Origin of the sequence: Fibrobacter succinogenes subsp. succinogenes S85, from assembly GCF_000146505.1 — a bacterium.
Lineage (GTDB): Bacteria > Fibrobacterota > Fibrobacteria > Fibrobacterales > Fibrobacteraceae > Fibrobacter > Fibrobacter succinogenes.
Window position 1 is genome coordinate 816,198 of record NC_017448.1, and the last position, 16,790, is coordinate 832,987.

Here is a 16,790-nt window from a genome sequence, read left to right on the forward strand (position 1 = left end):
GATTAGTAGTTAGTGATTAGTAAACTCGGGCATGACAAAAAAGCATCATGAGCAAGCAATGAAATTCAAAAGCGAAGACGAAACATACAACTGGGCGCTTGAATTTGCGAAGGAACTCAAGGTCGGCGACAAGGTCGCCCTCTACGGGAACCTCGGCGCAGGCAAGACAGTCATCAGCCGCGGCATCTGCAAAGGGCTCGGTTTCGAAGGCACAGTCTGCTCCCCGACCTACACCATCCTCCACGAATACCCGAACAACCCGCCCATTTTCCACTTCGACCTGTACCGCCTCGAAGGCGGCGCAGACCTTTATGAAGTCGGCATGGACCCGGACTATCTTGAAAGAGGCATCAGCCTCATCGAATGGCCCGAGCGATTAGAAGAAAACGACGCAGGCATCACCCACGTCGTTAAAATCCAAATCGTTTCCGAGACCGAACGCGAAATTACAGTCGAGAAAATCGCGAAATAGCGTTCAGCCTTATTGAGCCTTTTTGCGCTTACCCTTGCGAGCAAGTTTCTTGTTCGCTTTTTCTATAGAATCAGCAACAGCCTTTGCACGAAGTTCTGCAGCGACCTGAGCCAAGGAATCCGCAATAGCCTTTTCCTTTGCAATCGAATCGGCACGGGCAACGGCAGCAGCAACGCTAGCCTTGACAGCATCGTTATTGGCAATGTTGTTCCAATCCTTGCGGTCGCCCTGACTCAAGAGCATCGGACCATTGTATTCAGTCACAACTTTGTATGCAGCAACTGTATCACGTGCAGCCATGGCACCCATAGCATCAGCATACAAATCCTTCTGGTGGTTGCGCAAATCTTCGATGGCACCCAAACGGTTCTGGCGGAGGATTTCCATGGAATCGCTCACAAAGCCCAAGTCCCACGTTTCGTTATAGCAGGCTTCGGCATCCACATATTTTGCAGCATTGGTCTCTGCAGCGACATACAAAGCATCGCAGTTTGCAAACATGGTGGCACTTTTCTGCTTGGCATACTGGTAATAGTAATAGCCACCAGCGATTAAGCCGATAAGCACGAGCAAGAACACACCGTCCTGCCAGCCCATAATCGGCGCCTGCGGAAGTTTCGGTCTACCGTTAATGGTTTCACCGGCTTCCAGTTTTTCTTCAGCCTCGTCAAACGGGCTTTTTCCATTCAAGAAACTAAACATAGAGTCGTCCTATTTTTTTGAAATTGCGTCAAAGACGCGTGCGTATAAATAAATTTGTTTCAAAAGGCTTGCAAAACCGTTTGAACGTGTTGGTGAAAGCCCGACATTGAGTCCAATCTGCTGGAAAAACGTCGGATCCACCGAAAGGATATCGGCCGGAGCCATGTCGTTGAAAATCTGCAAGGCGAGCGCACCGAGACCACGGCTAATCAGCGGGTTCGTCGTACCGCCTTCCACATCCATCTCAAAATGGATTTTTGCGCCATCAAATTTCGGCACGAGATACATTGTTGAGGCGCAGCCCTGGATAATGAACTTTTCCGCCTTGAGGGAGGCATCCATACCCTTGTGTTCACGAGCCAAATCCAAGAGGAATTTCCACTTGTCATCCGGATCTGTGAACGAAGCAAATTTTGCTCTAATCTTTTCTTGACGATCAACAATACTTTCTGACATAATCAAATCAATGCAAAAAAGAACGCATTTTCCAAATTACAGACGGGCAGGACCAAAGTACCGCCCAGAAAATTCTTAGCAGAGTCTGCTTTTCACGCGGGAGCTTCGAGAGGCGCTTTGCCGCCTTGTCAAACTGTTCATCCTTGATTTTCGCAAGCCCTGGCTTTGCCCTTGCAATCTGCAAATGAGACTTTCCAAGCTTAGCCATCCAGCGGTCAAGGACAGAAGCTTCAATACGGGAACGAGCAGCATCGTCCGATGCATTGAGCCATTCATGAACAGCCTCGGCCACAATTTTTCCGCTCAGCAAAGCTTCGACAATTCCAGAACGGCTCAACGGATTCACGCAACTTGCAGCATCGCCCGCCTTAAACAGACCACACTTGGCAAGCGGCTTATCGGACTGCCCACAGGCAATCATACCACCGTAAATCGCCTTCACCTTTGCATTCGGGTAATGCGTTGCAATAAAGTGCTTGAGCTTTTCACGCAATGGCATATCCGGTTTTGCATCCTTCGAAAGTACAAAACCGACATTCACTTCCTTGCCATCACGCGGGAAAATCCAGCCATAACCGCCTGGGAATTCACTCCCATAAAGCAAATCGATATGATCGCGGTCGTGTTCAATCCCTTCGGCTACTGCAAAAATGCCCGGTTCCAAATCGGTATCCCCCGATTCAATCCCTTCAAGGCATGGGATTCCACGCGTCAAACGGCACCCGGGGCCACTAGCGTCTATAAATGCATCTGCTGAAAGTGAAAAAAACTCTTTGCCCACCTGAACATTCAAATTCCAGCCGTTTTCAGTCTTTTCAATGCTTTTCACAAGCGCATCAAAACGGCATTCCACGCCAGATTCTACGCAAGCATCGGCTATCGCATGGTGGAACTTTGAACGGTCAAGCAAGCGGCCGCAGTCTTTACTATAAAATTCAGCCTTGTAACCCTTAGGCGATGTAAAATAGATGCCCGAAAGGCTCCCACGCACCCAGGATTCATCAATAGGCCAAAGTTCGTTCAAACGGTGCGTAGATACGGCTTCTGCACAAAAAATGGGCTCTTTCCAAGGCTCTTTTTTATCCAGAAGTAGGATTTGTCCATCACCACCCGTCAATTTTCCAAGCTGGTAAGCGGCCATAAGACCGGCCGGACCTGCCCCGCAGATCACCACTTTGTAAGAATTTGAACGAAAACAAGTCATTTCAACGTAAAATTAGTATTTATTTGGTCAGTTTTTATTTTTCATTGTTAGTTTTGCAATTTTTTTAGTTATTTTAGGGCTATCCGTTATTTGATTTACTTTTTTTCATAAAGGGAATTTGACTATGAATATGAAGAACGTCTATAAATTTGGTCTCTGCCTCCTTGGTGCACTCGCGCTCAACGTGTCTGCACAGGACTTCAGAGGTAAAGAACTGAATACATCCTTCCGCGACAAGCGTATCGACAACTATCAGTTCCAGAAGGCAAGAGCTGTCAAGGGCGTTACGGACTTCCAGCGCTCTGCCGGTGAATCTCCGGACTTCGAAGGCGCAAACCTTCCCGAAGTCTCTTTCCGCAATGCCGTGATTAGCGGCGCCAACTTCGAAGGTGCAAACCTCAAGGGTGCAACGATTAGCGGCGCAGACATTCGTTCTGCAAGCTTCGAAGGCGCAAACCTCGAAGGCGCAAACCTCTATCGTGCAACTCTTCTTGATAGCAAATTCCCGAAGGCCAACCTCAAGAACGCTCGTCTCGATGCCATGAAGGTCTCTGACGAATGCGACTTCAGCAAGGCTGACCTCACCCAGGCTTCCGTGATGGACATGGACCTTACCAATGCTGACTTCAGCAAGGCAAACCTCACCAACACGAACTTCTCCCGTTCCTTGATGGCTAACAGCGACCTCCGCAAGACCACCATGGAAAAGACGGACTTCACAGCTTGCAACCTCATCGCTGCAAACTTCTCCGGTGTGAAGCTCAACAACGTGAACTTTGCTAAGGCAGGTCTTTCTCAGGCTGAATTCGGTGGAGCAACGTTCAACAACGTGAACCTCCAGGAAGCAGACCTTTCCTTGACCACCTTCAATGACGTGGACCTCTCCAGAACACAGCTCCAGAAGGCCAAGTTCGCTCAGTCCAAGGTCAAGAACATGAAGTTCACCAACCAGGACTTGAACGGCGTCATCTTCGACAAGGGCGACGTTTCCAAGAGCTCTTTCGACAAGACCAAGCTCAACAAGGCTTCCTTCTTCGATGCAAGCGTCAGCAAGAACGTGTTCAACTACGCTGAACTCATGAAGGCTGTGTTCGACGGTGCCTACGTTTTCAAGGATATCTTTGATAACGCAGACCTCACCAAGGCAAACTTTGCAAACTCCACCATCGAACGCTCTGCATTCAACAATGCCCAGCTCTCCGGTGCAAACTTCTCTGGTGCAAAGCTCATCAAGGTAACCTTCCTCAATGCTAAGATGGAAGGTGTCAAGATCGACGCAGACACCAAGATGGAAGACGTGGACTTCTCCGGTGCAGACTTGACCGGTGCAAAGATTGAAAAGTTCACCGCCAAGAAGGTGACTTACAACGAAAGAACCAAGTTCCCCAGCGGTTTCGATCCGCGCGCATATGGTTTCAGAAGACCGGGCGAAAAATAAATCCTTTTGAATAACGGAAACGAGGGACGCTCATCGAGCGCCCCTTTTCTTTTGCGCCAAAGGCGCCCTACTTCTTGTCCATGAGCCAGCTAATGGCTTCGGATAGCGAATGCACTCGCACGACCTTCATCGAACCCATATTTTCAGAAAGCTTGCAGCTCGCAGGCACAACCGCCTCAGTCATCCCCAAGCGGCTCGCTTCCTTGAGCCTCTGGTCCAGAAGACTCACGCCTCGCACCTCGCCCGACAGTCCAAGCTCGCCAATCGCAATCGTCTGCCGTGAAAGCGGGATACCCAAATGGTTACTTGCGACAGCTAGCGCAAGAGCCAAATCCGAAGAAGCATCATTCACCTTCATGCCTCCAGCAATACTTGCAAACACATCCGAGGCGCCAATCGTCACGCCGCCAAACTTTTCCAAAAGCGCAAGAATAATTGTAAGACGCTTTGGGTCAATGCCGGCCGCCACGCGCTGAGGTACCGCAAAATTAGTCTGATTCACCAAAGCCTGCGTTTCAAACAGAAGCGCCCGAGACCCTTCCATGGTACAGCAGACAGCACTTCCCGGAGTCGGAGGAACGCCCTCCTGCAAAAAGACCTTGCTCGGATTCAACACAGGGTTCAGCCCGTGGCTAGTCATTTCAAAAACGCCGATTTCATCGGTTGCACCAAAACGGTTCTTGATAGTCCGCAAAAGTCTATACTGGTGATTCCGGTCGCCCTCAAAGTACACGACCGTATCGACCATGTGCTCCAAGATTCTCGGACCGGCAATTTGCCCGTCCTTCGTTACATGCCCAATGAGAATCGTGATGCATCCAGAATTTTTTGCAAAGACCATCAAGTCTAGAGTACATTCACGCAATTGCGTTGCGCAACCAGGCGTTCCCGAAAGGTCGCTCTTGTAAACTGTCTGAATAGAGTCAATCACAAGCACCTGAGGCTTTACCTCTTTGGCCTGCTCCAAAATTTTTTCAAGATTCGTTTCGCAAAGGAGCATCATGTCACTCCCCGAAACATTCAAACGCTCGCTACGGAGTTTCACCTGGCATGCGCTCTCTTCGCCACTCACGTACAGAGCCTTGACTCCCGCCGCATTCATGGTCGCAAGCGTCGTAAGCACAAGCGTTGACTTGCCAATTCCCGGATCGCCACCAATCAGCACCAAGCTTCCCGGTGCAAAACCACCTCCAAGCACACGGTCAAATTCAGAATTCGCAGTACTCAAGCGGCGCGTATCTTCCGCTGCAACATCCTTGAGCAGTACCACCTTATGAACCGGGCCGCCAAGCCCACGCCCCGTACGCCCAGCGCCATCCGTGATCCGTTCAATGACATGTTCCTTAAGCGAGCTCCACGCTCCACAAAACGGACACTTGCCCGCCCACTTCGGAGTCGTATTGCCACATTCCGTACAGAGATATTCAATTTCTTTCTTAGACTTATTTACTGCTACCATGAGCACTAATATAACAAAAGCACCATGTCAAAAGGTGTCATTATACAAAAATTTCCCGTCCATAAGAACGGGAAATGACTTTTTTTCATGGAGTTTTTTTTATTGAAACTCTTTTTTCGCGTGAGTAATATCCGAAACGGTAATGATGTACTTGTCAGAACCATTATACAGCGGTTTCGCTCGTACAAACTTTACATGCCCATCATCAAGCGTCAGCGTTCTGCCATACGTTTCACCAGAAGCACTCCGCATCTTCGCTATTTCCATGAATTTTTCGGCCGTACAGACCGGCATCTGGAACAGCTTGCAAAGATTGTCCATAGAATCCGAAATCGTCCTTTGAACATACATCGGTTTTCCTTCAAGGCAAGAAAGACTCAACAGCCTATCCGTATTTCCATCGAGATAAATGATTTGGTCATACAGATTCATAACGACAGCATCCGTCAATTCCTTGTAGGCTTCGACATCCGTATCGTTTTCATTCTGGAGTTTCAAAATCACGTCACCCGTATCCGGGTCTGCCATCATGTCAAAAGTCGATTTGATGGAGAACCATCCATTCTTCAAATTATAATTCAAGTTCAGCGAAGGAACGGCCCGCTTATTTGCATAAGCAAGAATCAATTTTTCACGAGTGTAGCTTGACGTTTTCTGGATATTTACACTATCCTTTGACATCAATTCCACCAAATAGTCAAAGTGGGCGTCATAAGTGTACTTACCCGTAAGTTCTTTCGGAATATACGAAATACCGTCCATCCTGATTACCGGCGAATTCCTCGTGAGATTCCAGAACAAGTATCCCTTGTATCCCGGCTCATACGACTTGGTATGGGTCGCCTCACCAGACGCCATGAACAACTTGAAAGCGTTCTTTCGGCCAAAGTAATTTTTTAATGCCATATCGTCTTCGGAGACGAACACCGACAAAATGCGCCCATACGGAGTATCCCTAAAGTATCGCCCCACATGGTAAATACGCTTGACAAAACCCTTCTTGGTCCTGACTCTGTATGTCGTTTGTGAAGGCAGAGCACTCCTACTCCGGAACAGAGTTTCAAGAGTTTCATCAACGGCAGCATAATCTTCTGGAAGAACAGCCCCCTCAAACTTATTACCCGCCAAGCTGCGGAAATCGTCAACGTTATCGCAATCAAAGATTTCTAGCGCACGGCCATTCACATACAGGATATCCCCACTGACAGCTTCCAAAAGGATAACTCCACCCGGGACGTATTCCATATAGTTCAGCGCAAGCTGGTGGAGCACTTCCGTATTCTTGATAGCGCCATCGATCTTAGACTTGACCTGGTCCCTACTGGTTATGGGCGTATGGATAAACTGGTAGGCGCCTAGGCGCATCCCTTCTTTTGCGAGTTCCATGTTATCGGTCATCACGATAAACGGAATCTGGCATTCACGCTTTTCACCTCTAAACTTCTGGATAATCTTGAAACCGTCAATTTTCGGGAGATCCGCCGCAATCAACGCGAGCGAAATATGGTTACCGTATTCCAGCAAGAAATTGAGCACCTGTTCGCCATCCTCGGCAAGCAGCAAGTTGTAATTCGATCTCAAGACACTTTCAAGGAAAGCGCGGTTCTGCGGATTCATATCGGCAAGCAAGATTGTCTTTGCATCTGTCGGGAGCGACGTAATCTTACTACTCGATGAAGAGATATCAAAGGCACTCACATGCGTATTGCGTAGAGACATGTCATAAATGTGGTTACCTTCAATATCGGCAATCAAGCATCCGCTCAAAAAGACATACGAACCACGAGCGGCATACGTTATTTCACGCGGGCCAGTATATGCAGCCTTTTCAGCTTCGTGAAGCGTGTAGTATGCAGGATCCTTTGGGTCATTGATAGCCTTTTCAACATCTTCAATATGGGCAAAGCCAAGGCTCGATATCTGCTCTTCGAACTGCTTGTTCACAAACAAGAACTTAAACAAGCCATCCTTATAAGAGAGAATCCCCTTAGGAGAATCCACAAGGTAGTCTAAGCTTCCCAATTTGGAATAAACCACACGTGCATTATGGTCTTCGACAGCCATACCAATGGATTCCATGTGTTTCATGGTATCCTTTAACGGCTGAGGTTTTCCGTAATAGTACCCCTGGACCTTTTCGCAACCGATGCCCTTCAAGAAATCCATCTGTTCCTTGGTCTCGACACCTTCGGCAAGAGTCTTTAGCCCAAGATTTTTCGCCATGCGAACCGTGGAACTGATAATCGTGCGAGAGGCATCGTTAAAGTTCGAAAGGAACGCCATGTCGATTTTTAGCTCATCGAACTTGTAATCCTTAAGCGTATTGAGCGAAGAGTATCCACTGCCAAAGTCGTCCATCCATACTTCGTAACCGACCAAGCGGAATCTCTGGATTTCACTTCGAACATAGGAATCCGAAGCCATGATGCTTTCTGTAATTTCGACTCGGATGTATTCTCGGTCAATGCTGTATTTTTCAAGAGCTCGTTCTACAACATCAAAGATATCGCAGCCGATAAAGTCCAAACGCGAAAGGTTAAAGGACACAGGGACAATCGGTTTGCCAGCATCCAGTTCCGCACGCATTTCCTTACAGACAATGTTAATGACGTGGCTATCAAGCTTATGGATCTGGCGAGATTCTTCGAGAGCGCCAATAAAGACCGCCGGATTCAAAAAACCATATTGCGGATCCACCCAACGGGCCAGCGCTTCCATACCGCAGAAAGTTTCCGTAATCGTACGGACCACCGGCTGGTAGTAAACCTTGATGTAGCCATTCTTTATAGCCTCGTCAATATGGTTTACCACGTAATTCTGCAGCACAAGCGCCTTGCGCAAATCCTCATCGTAATAGCGGACAAAGCTGTCGCTAGACGACTTCTGAACTTTACATGCAATCTTGGCCTTTTCGTTGGCATCGACCATCGTTTCAAATTCATCAATTTTAGAGATGCCAATGTTCACATCCATCGAAATCTTGGAAACGACGCTCTTGACATATTTGCGGACTTCACAAAGCTTGTCCTCAATATTTTTCATGTCTGCAACGACCGTAAAATGGTCATTGGCTAAACGACAAATCAAGTTATTCGGGAATACTTTCTTTAGCGCCGCTGCGAAATTGAGCAAAAACTCATTACCCTTATCATAGCCATTCGCATTATTGTAGAGTTTCATCCCAACGATGTCAAAGAATGCGACAGAAGGCGTCCCGCCGGCAATCCGGATATCGGTAACATAGCTCTCTCCACGCATGCGGCAATATTCCATATTCGGAAGACCCGTCAATGTATCAAAATAACGGTCCGTTCTTTCGCTAATCCTATGGAAAATTGCATCCTTGCCATGCCACTTGATTAAGGAAGCTTTCAAAATCAGGTCACCGCCCGTACGGGAATTCGGGACAAGGACTTCGCCCTTTTCAAGGACCTCTTCAAGGGTAATGAGCTGGACTTCATTAGGGTCAAAGAAATACTCTTCAAATGTGATGCCGGAATCAAAAGCTTTTACAGGCGTCCAGACCTTATCTACAGACGCACTGAGCATATAGATTTCATGAGTTTTGGCATCGACAATGACAAAAGGCTCTACGCTGTCATTGTTCAAAAACTCAATCAAGCTGTTATCAAATTCATTACGGAAATTCTTGCACGTATCAAAAGCAGAGGTCACATCGTCGTAAACAACAATTGCACATTCCGAGCCATCATCCAAAACACGATGGTAACCTTGAGCATGCAATGTTCGGTATTCGTCCTTGCCATACAATTTTTGACGGTAAACAACCTCGTAACGACCATCCTTGGATTTTGCGAATTCTTTAGCCTTAGTCGCCACAAAAACAATATCTTCGCGATGGACATCCCTGTACATGTCCGTATCAAGGAATTTCAGCAAATCTTCGCGAGTACTACCAGGGGCCTGCCAACGAACAAGTCCATCAGAAACAAGAATAGTCTGAATATGACCATCTACAAATCGGTAGACAGCAAGCGGAACTTCGGAATGCTCCAATTCATTCCGTATCCCCTCAGGAATCTTTTTTTCACCAGCATCAGACATAACCACACGCCTCCGCAACGAAGGATTTTACATCCCATAACGGTCCAAAACTACTCCCCCTCCCTATGTTCCTCTAAAGGTTAAAAATAACCTTTATTTATTAAAATAGCATAATTTTTTAAAATCCGCAAGTTTTGTGAAGTATTTTCGTATCAAAATTAAAATATTCATGCGATAGGAAACACAAAAATCCCGCACATCATGCGGGATTAACATTGGCCATTTAAGCAACTATAGTCAGATATAGGCAAAAAAGCAGAAAACGCGGTTAAGCGAAGACGTTGCGGCCAGCTTCTACAGCATCAGCAACGCTCTTGCCCACGTAATCCTGGGCGCTAAACCAGCGACCACTCTTCTTGTCGTCAAGGAGCACGCTCACGAGAGCGCCCGGAACAACCGTTTCCGGTGCATTTGGGGCATTCGGGCCGCCGAGATCCGTACGGAGCCAACCCGGATCCATCACATTCATCATCACATCGGTACCGTTCAGCTTGCAGGCAAAATCCTTCACGAACTTGGTAAGGGCAGCCTTTGCGCAGGCATAAGCGGCAAGTTCCGGTTCATTGGCGATACCGCTCGTCGTAAGCTGCATACGGCCAAAACCGCGCTTGATCATGCCCGGCAAGAAGTGATAGGCGATCTTTATCGGAGCAAAGAAGTTCACCGCCATCGCCTGGCGGAAATCATCCATTGTATTCGTCGTGTAATCGGAAAAATAGTGGCTCATAAGGCCCGCGTTATTGAACACGAGGTCCACCTGCACGCCAAAAGAATCAATTTCAGCAAGGGCTGCTTCAATTTCAGCTTCATTTTCGAGATTGCAGCCCACAGCCTTCACCTGTACGCCATACGGTGCAAGTTCGGCAATTACCTTTTCGGCATGGCTCTTGTCGCGCCCCTGCAAGATGAGGTTTGCACCGAGTTTAGCCATTTCAATAGCGATGAGGCGTCCGACACCACGGCATCCGCCCGTCACCAAACACCATTTTCCTTTTACATCAATCATTCCGTATCCCTTTGCGCTATGCGTGATAAATCTAATTGAAAAATAAACAATCCTTTTTAGGACAAGAACAACTCAATATGACAATTCTGTATACAAACGTAAAAATTCCAATCATTTGCCTCAGGGTTATTTCAAAACAAAATTCCCATTTTCAGGCAAAAAAAAGAGTTTTCTGGGGAAAATAAAGTTAACGTCGTTTTATGACGTGATTTTTAAGAAAATCAAAAGATTTTAAACTTTTACGTCTTTTGCAAACTATCGCATGCACAAAAAATTTGCGCAATTACGTAAAATTAGCACCAGATGAATTACGAGACGCTCCTACTACACGAAGCCATCAGGCTACTCATTATTTCAATCCGGCAACAGCGACGGCATACTCAGCAGTCACTATCCCTCGAATCAGGAATTTCAAGGCAGTACATATCGCAGATGGAGTGTGGAAAACGAATACCGTCGCTAGACACGCTCTCGCAACTAGCCATCGCGCTCAAGACAAGCATGGGTTCGCTCATGTCCGAGATGGACCGCATTTACCAACACCTTTTTTGGCAAAGCAAGACCGATCAAGTCGACAAAAATGATGATTTCTCAGCAAGGAACGCCGCCGAGACACACAACCCAAGCCTAGAATACATCCACCGAGCGGGAGGGTTAGACAAGCCATAGCCCTTAACAAAAAGCTTAAAATTTTCTATCTTTACTAGCCATGGAATGGCAGCGCAATATAAAAACTTTGACAACCGACGAGCTCAAAGCTTGGCTTCGGGATGTTGACGAAAAGCCCTACCGCGCCGACCAGATTCAAAAATGGCTATTCTGCCAGCAGGTGCGTTCTTACGACGAGATGGTGAACATCTCCCCTGCCCTCCGCGAAAAAATGGCAAAACAGTTCACGCTTTGCGGTCTCAAGGAAGACCAGCGTTCTGTTTCTGTCGATGGAACGGTCAAGTGGCTTTTTGAGACCGAAGACGGTCACCATATCGAAACCGTGATGATCCCGGCAAACGGTCGCTATTCCGTTTGCGTATCGACCCAGGTCGGCTGCGCCATGAACTGCGCATTCTGCCGCACCGCCAAGATGGGATTCACGCGTAACCTCGAAGCAGGCGAAATTCTCGAAGAAATCATCAACGTCAACTGGTACTTGAAGGACAACGGCTTCATGAACGAAGAAGGCGGAGTCGCTCAGGTGACGAATATCATTTTCATGGGCATGGGCGAACCGCTCAACAACCTCGAGAACGTCCACCGCGTCTGCTGCACGCTGCACAACCAGAAACTTTTCAACATGGGCGCAAAGCGCATGACCGTGAGCACTTCGGGTGTCGTCCCGAAGATCAAGGAGCTCGTGGACCGCAACACGCCCTGCTGCCTCGCCGTGAGCCTCAACAGCACGAACAACGAATACCGTTCGTCCGTGATGCCGGTGAACAAGACCTGGCCCATCGAAAAACTTTTGGAGGCGGTTGACGAATACATCCGCCGCACCGATAATTATGTGACGTTCGAGTTCGTGCTCATCCAGAACATCACCTGCACGCCCAAGGCCGCAAAAGAGCTCATCCGCATTTGCGCCCCGCGCCGCGTGAAGGTGAACGCCATCGTGCTAAACGACGGCGATGACCCGACGCTCCACGCCCCCACCCCCGAAGAGGTGGAAGATTTCCTCGCCGCTGTGCGAGCTGCTGAAATTCAAATAACGATCCGTAATCCGCGCGGCAGGGACATCCTTGCAGCGTGTGGACAATTAGCGTACAAAAAGGAAGGTAAAGAATGTTAACGCAAAACCTCCCGGAATTCTGGGACAATCTCTATGCCGAAGGCAAGGACTACTGGAATTTCAAGAAGGCGACTCCGGCCCTGCTTGAATTTTTCAAGCACCCCTCCTGCCCTGCAGAAGGCTCCGTGCTGATTCCCGGCGCTGGGTTCGGCTACGATGCCGAGGCATGGGCTTTGCGTGGACACGATGTTTTGGCAGTTGACTTTGCACCGACCGCCGTTGATGAACTGGACCACTTGAGCCGCAAGCACAAGAACTTGCGCTCCCTCGACCTCGACTTGTTCACCCTTTCTCCGAAGGATGCCAAGCGCGGTGGCCAGCAGTTTGACATCATCTATGATTACGGCGCATTCTCGGCTATCCATCCGGGCCGTCGTGACGAATTTTTCGAAGTCTGCTATAGGATGATGAAGGATGACGGCGTGTTCATCTGCCTCATGTACCCGCTCATGAACGGCAAGACCATGCAGGGCCCTCCACACTGCATGAGCGAAGGCGAACTCATGGCTCGCCTGGACGGCGTGTTTGACATTGTTGAACGCATCAAGCCCACGAACAGCATTCCGGGCCGCGAAGGCAAGGAAGAATTCTGGCTCTTGAAGAAGTGCCTGTAATTTTGAAGAGAGAACGCCCGCTGTAGCGGGCTACAGACTAGAGACGAGAGAATTAAGCTCTCGTCTTTTTTATTACGGGAACCTCTGTAAAAAAAGCGCGATAGACTCCACAGGCGCACCATTTTTTTGTATTTTTAGCCCAGTTTTTTATAAGGATTTTATTATGGCTAACGATTTATGCCCGTGCGGTTCTGGCAAGGCCTACTGCGACTGCTGCGAACCGATTATTAAGAAGACCACTCTCGCCCCGTCCCCGGAAGCCCTTATGCGCTCCCGCTACACCGCTTACGCCAAGCACGAAATTGCATGGCTCAAGGACTCCCTCGAAGCCACCCAGCGTGACGACTTTGACGAACCGAGCGTAGAAGCCTGGAGCCGTCAGTCCGAATGGCTCGGCATCGAAATCAAGCAGACCAAGACCGAAGAAGACAAGAACATCGGTTGGGTCGAATTTGTCGCTCGTTTCAAGCAGGGAAACATCACCCGCAACCACCACGAACTTGGCGAATTCCACAAGGTGGGTGGTGCTTGGTACTTCTATGACGGTCGTGCCGTGAAGCAGGAAACTGTCCGCCACGAAGGTCCGGTTGTTGGCCGTAACGACCCGTGCCCGTGCGGTTCAGGCAAGAAGTACAAGAAGTGCTGCGGCGCGAATAAGTAATTCGCGACTTCGTCGCAGTTGGCAGAGCTTAGTTAGCAGAACTTAGTTATTAGCATATTCTAAGTTCTAAGCTCTAAGTTCTAAGTTCTACAATCAACCATTACCTATTAAATATGTTCAAAGTTTTCGTAGATGGCGAAGCAGGGACCACCGGCCTGCAAATTTTCGAGAGACTTGCCAAGCGCAACGACCTGGAAATTCTCAAGATCAATCCAGAACTCCGCAAGGACGTGAACGAACGCCAGAAGATGATCAATGAATCTGACGTGACGTTCCTTTGCCTCCCGGACGCAGCGTCCATGGAAAGCGCCGCCCTCTGCACGAATCCGAACACGCGCATCATCGACGCCTCCACGGCTCATCGCGTGAACCCGGCTTGGACATACGGTATGCCGGAACTTTCGGCCGAACAACGCGAAGCGATTTCCAAGAGCAAGCGCATTGCAAACCCCGGTTGCCACGCCTCCGGATTTATCCTCGGCGTTCATCCGCTCGTTGCATCGGGAATCCTCCCAAAGAGCGCTAACCTCGCCGCCTACAGCATCACCGGTTACTCCGGCGGTGGCAAGAAGCTCATCGCAGAATACGAAGCCGAAGACGCCCTCAGCCACAAGGCTGGTGAATCGAAGGCCATCATGGCTCCCGCCCCGTACGCGCTTGCGCTCGCCCACAAGCACCTCCCCGAAATGAAGAAGTACTGCGGACTCGAAAACGTCCCGTTCTTCAACCCGGTGCTTGGCCCCTACTACAAGGGTATGGCCGTGACGGTCGCCATCTTCCCGAACATGCTTTCGAAGAAGGTCGGTCCGCAGGACTTGACCGAAATCCTCGCCAAGCATTACGAAGGCTCAAAGTTCGTGAAAGTCTTGCCGTACGAAGCCGCTCCGGTGCTGTTCAACGGCCGCTTGGATCCGACAGTCTGCAACGACACGAACAACGCTCGCATCCAGGTTTTCGGCAACGAAAACATCATGCAGGTCACGACGATCATCGACAACCTCGGCAAGGGTGCTAGTGGCGCCGCTATTCAGAACATGAATATCGCGCTCGGCCTCGATGAAACAATCGGTTTGGTTTAATCCGCATTCGTCACCCGTTAAATTTCAAAAAACGCCAAAGCTCCATGAGTTTTGGCGTTTTTTGTTTTTGGAGGTGAAATATTAGATGGAAAAACTAAGCCTCGTTATCCATAATTACGCCTCAATTGCTGAAAAAAAACAAATTGGGATTGACTGTAATATAGATTTGACCAATTTCAAAAACAAGGGGTCGTCTGTCGGGCGATTTTGAGGCAAAAGAGAAAGCCAGCCCGAGGTGGGCTGGCGACGTTTATACAAATTCTACCGAATTTGTCCTTTATCTTTGTTGCGATAGTATATATACGCATCTTCACTTTCCCAACAACCGCAATATTCAACAGCATCAAAATTACATCCGTTTATTTTTTGGAGGCAATCAATAGCATTGGGGCTTTTACACTCTATAAAACGAGCATTACCAAGATTAGCGTAAGCGCAAGCCTGAATCAAAGTCGGAAGATAAAACATTCGATCCCCTTTATCCTTACTACTACTAGATTTGACTGCTTGACTACTGCTGCTCAATTTGATAATTGTACTACTAACCGTATCTACAGGATTTTCGACATTCGAAACAGGAGGTTCTTCAACGCAGCTACTAGAAGGAGTCACCACAGTACCAAAGTCCTTTATGCAGCGTACAGCCATTCCAGTTCCTTTGTCACAGATTTTATTGTTATCAAGACGAGCCTCCGATTCTGACACATGCCAATAGTATGCACGGCTTGTGATATAATCTGTAGAACTCCAAAAAAAGGCTCCACTCGCAGTGTGTCCAGCAACCAAAGAAAGAGTTTCATAAAGAGCAGAAAAGCCACTTGCATTAGTCGCCACCAAACCCTTTCTAATCGCGCTTTTACTTCTTATAAAGTCTTCAGCCTGCATCGCATGTGGGTCTTCGTTCAGAATCTTATAAAACTCAACCCATTCAGTAGAATCTGGTATATGCCATCCCTCAGGGCAAATGCCGGGAACAGGATATGTGGGCGAACAGGTTACACCATAGCCACAATTTTCACTATCGTTAGTAAACACTACAGCACTATCCATTGCAGCCGCCCAAGTGTAATGGCGACCGAATGTTTCGCAACTATCTGGGTTACAAGAGTTGCCGTATGTTTTCCCATCGACCTTATATTCAAATTTCAGGTTTTCAGCCATCCAAGTTTGCGTACCGATGGTAATCGTCTTATAGGTTCGGCAATCACGCTCATCGACCATGGTTCCTTTTTCAACAGTATATGAAGGAATTGTAGGTTTGCTTGCGGAAATTTCTGCACTAGAAGCAGGAACAACATTAACACTACTAGAAGAAACCTCTACTTTTTCAGGCTCTTCGGGCAAAATATTTTCTTGCGCAGGGGTAGCGCTATTTGACGAACTAGGATCATCGCCACAGGCAGCGAAGAAGCCTACGGTCACAATCGACAAACAGAACAAAATACCCTTTTTCACTTTTAACATACCTATCCAAATGTAAAAAGAAACGATACAAAGTCAAGGTTTGACAGAAAGAATCTATACCTTCTTGAACCATGGATCAAAACCTCCATTAGCTTCTTCTCGAGCACGCTGTTCAGCCATACCACGTTCGTAAGCCTTTTTCATAAACTCATAATCGCGCAAGCGCTGAGCACGAGCTTCTGGAGTTTCCGGTCGACGAATCTTCATGTTTTCAAGAAAACGACGAGCATCCTCGCCATAGAGAATCGGAGTTTCACGAATGGGTCTTGCCATAGTTTTCATAATATAAAATGATGAAATTTCAAAAACAAGGGATCGTCCGTCGGACGGTTTATTTTGCAATCAACCGTTTGCAAGAATCAAAAGATTTTACAAAAGAGAATATGA

At 48.0% G+C, this 16,790-nt stretch carries 15 protein-coding genes; 7 read left to right on the plus strand and 8 right to left on the minus strand.

Annotated features, from left to right (window positions below; all coding sequences use genetic code 11):
• Positions 1 to 58: 58 nt before the first annotated feature.
• Positions 59 to 472, plus strand: coding sequence for a tRNA (adenosine(37)-N6)-threonylcarbamoyltransferase complex ATPase subunit type 1 TsaE (gene tsaE, locus FSU_RS03515; RefSeq protein WP_012820169.1), 414 nt, complete (start codon positions 59 to 61; stop codon positions 470 to 472).
• A 9-nt stretch (positions 473 to 481) separates the two neighbouring features.
• On the opposite strand, the gene FSU_RS03520 is transcribed toward tsaE, so the two are convergent.
• The 3 genes from FSU_RS03520 to FSU_RS03530 are packed head-to-tail and all read right to left on the minus strand — an operon-like array spanning position 482 to position 2,834.
• Complete coding sequence (locus FSU_RS03520; RefSeq protein WP_012820170.1) at positions 482 to 1,174, minus strand: hypothetical protein; 693 nt, start codon at positions 1,172 to 1,174, stop codon at positions 482 to 484.
• A 9-nt stretch (positions 1,175 to 1,183) separates the two neighbouring features.
• Positions 1,184 to 1,630: a SufE family protein gene (locus tag FSU_RS03525; protein ID WP_012820171.1), complete on the minus strand. Its 447-nt coding sequence runs from the start codon at positions 1,628 to 1,630 to the stop codon at positions 1,184 to 1,186.
• A gap of 7 nt (positions 1,631 to 1,637) precedes the next feature.
• Positions 1,638 to 2,834, minus strand: coding sequence for an NAD(P)/FAD-dependent oxidoreductase (locus FSU_RS03530; protein WP_012820172.1), 1,197 nt, complete (start codon positions 2,832 to 2,834; stop codon positions 1,638 to 1,640).
• 124 nt (positions 2,835 to 2,958) lie between these two features.
• Between FSU_RS03530 and FSU_RS03535 the strand changes: the two genes are divergently transcribed.
• A complete protein-coding gene (locus FSU_RS03535) occupies positions 2,959 to 4,272 on the plus strand; it encodes a pentapeptide repeat-containing protein (RefSeq protein WP_012820173.1) in 1,314 nt (437 codons plus the stop codon).
• Between the two features lie 67 nt (positions 4,273 to 4,339).
• Here FSU_RS03535 and radA read toward each other — a convergent pair whose 3' ends face one another.
• From radA to FSU_RS03550, 3 genes are all read right to left on the minus strand, one after another.
• Complete coding sequence (gene radA, locus FSU_RS03540; RefSeq protein ID WP_012820174.1) at positions 4,340 to 5,731, minus strand: DNA repair protein RadA; 1,392 nt, start codon at positions 5,729 to 5,731, stop codon at positions 4,340 to 4,342.
• Between the two features lie 99 nt (positions 5,732 to 5,830).
• Complete coding sequence (locus FSU_RS03545; RefSeq protein WP_012820175.1) at positions 5,831 to 9,796, minus strand: EAL domain-containing protein; 3,966 nt, start codon at positions 9,794 to 9,796, stop codon at positions 5,831 to 5,833.
• A 268-nt stretch (positions 9,797 to 10,064) separates the two neighbouring features.
• Positions 10,065 to 10,802 (minus strand): SDR family NAD(P)-dependent oxidoreductase, encoded by a 738-nt coding sequence (locus FSU_RS03550; RefSeq protein WP_012820176.1) that lies wholly within the window; start codon positions 10,800 to 10,802, stop codon positions 10,065 to 10,067.
• Positions 10,803 to 11,105: 303 nt separating this feature from the next.
• Between FSU_RS03550 and FSU_RS03555 the strand changes: the two genes are divergently transcribed.
• The 5 genes from FSU_RS03555 (at position 11,106) to argC (ending at position 14,939) form a co-directional block, all read left to right on the plus strand.
• On the plus strand, positions 11,106 to 11,471 hold the full coding sequence (locus FSU_RS03555) for a helix-turn-helix domain-containing protein (RefSeq protein ID WP_012820177.1): 366 nt from the start codon (positions 11,106 to 11,108) through the stop codon (positions 11,469 to 11,471).
• 40 nt (positions 11,472 to 11,511) lie between these two features.
• Positions 11,512 to 12,585, plus strand: a complete 1,074-nt coding sequence (rlmN, locus tag FSU_RS03560; protein ID WP_012820178.1) for a dual-specificity RNA methyltransferase RlmN — start codon at positions 11,512 to 11,514, stop codon at positions 12,583 to 12,585.
• On the plus strand, positions 12,579 to 13,199 hold the full coding sequence (locus tag FSU_RS03565; RefSeq protein WP_012820179.1) for a methyltransferase: 621 nt from the start codon (positions 12,579 to 12,581) through the stop codon (positions 13,197 to 13,199). The genes rlmN and FSU_RS03565 overlap by 7 nt, the downstream gene beginning before the upstream one ends.
• 163 nt (positions 13,200 to 13,362) lie before the next feature.
• The gene (locus tag FSU_RS03570) at positions 13,363 to 13,860 is read left to right on the plus strand and encodes a YchJ family protein (protein WP_012820180.1); all 498 of its coding nucleotides are present in this window, start codon (positions 13,363 to 13,365) and stop codon (positions 13,858 to 13,860) included.
• Between the two features lie 113 nt (positions 13,861 to 13,973).
• On the plus strand, positions 13,974 to 14,939 hold the full coding sequence (argC, locus tag FSU_RS03575) for an N-acetyl-gamma-glutamyl-phosphate reductase (protein WP_012820181.1): 966 nt from the start codon (positions 13,974 to 13,976) through the stop codon (positions 14,937 to 14,939).
• A 261-nt stretch (positions 14,940 to 15,200) separates the two neighbouring features.
• On the opposite strand, the gene FSU_RS03580 is transcribed toward argC, so the two are convergent.
• Together FSU_RS03580 and FSU_RS03585 are read right to left on the minus strand one after the other, a co-directional pair.
• On the minus strand, positions 15,201 to 16,403 hold the full coding sequence (locus FSU_RS03580; RefSeq protein WP_012820183.1) for a fibrobacter succinogenes major paralogous domain-containing protein: 1,203 nt from the start codon (positions 16,401 to 16,403) through the stop codon (positions 15,201 to 15,203).
• Between the two features lie 54 nt (positions 16,404 to 16,457).
• The gene (locus FSU_RS03585) at positions 16,458 to 16,685 is read right to left on the minus strand and encodes a hypothetical protein (RefSeq protein ID WP_012820184.1); all 228 of its coding nucleotides are present in this window, start codon (positions 16,683 to 16,685) and stop codon (positions 16,458 to 16,460) included.
• Between the last annotated feature and the right edge of the window lie 105 nt (positions 16,686 to 16,790).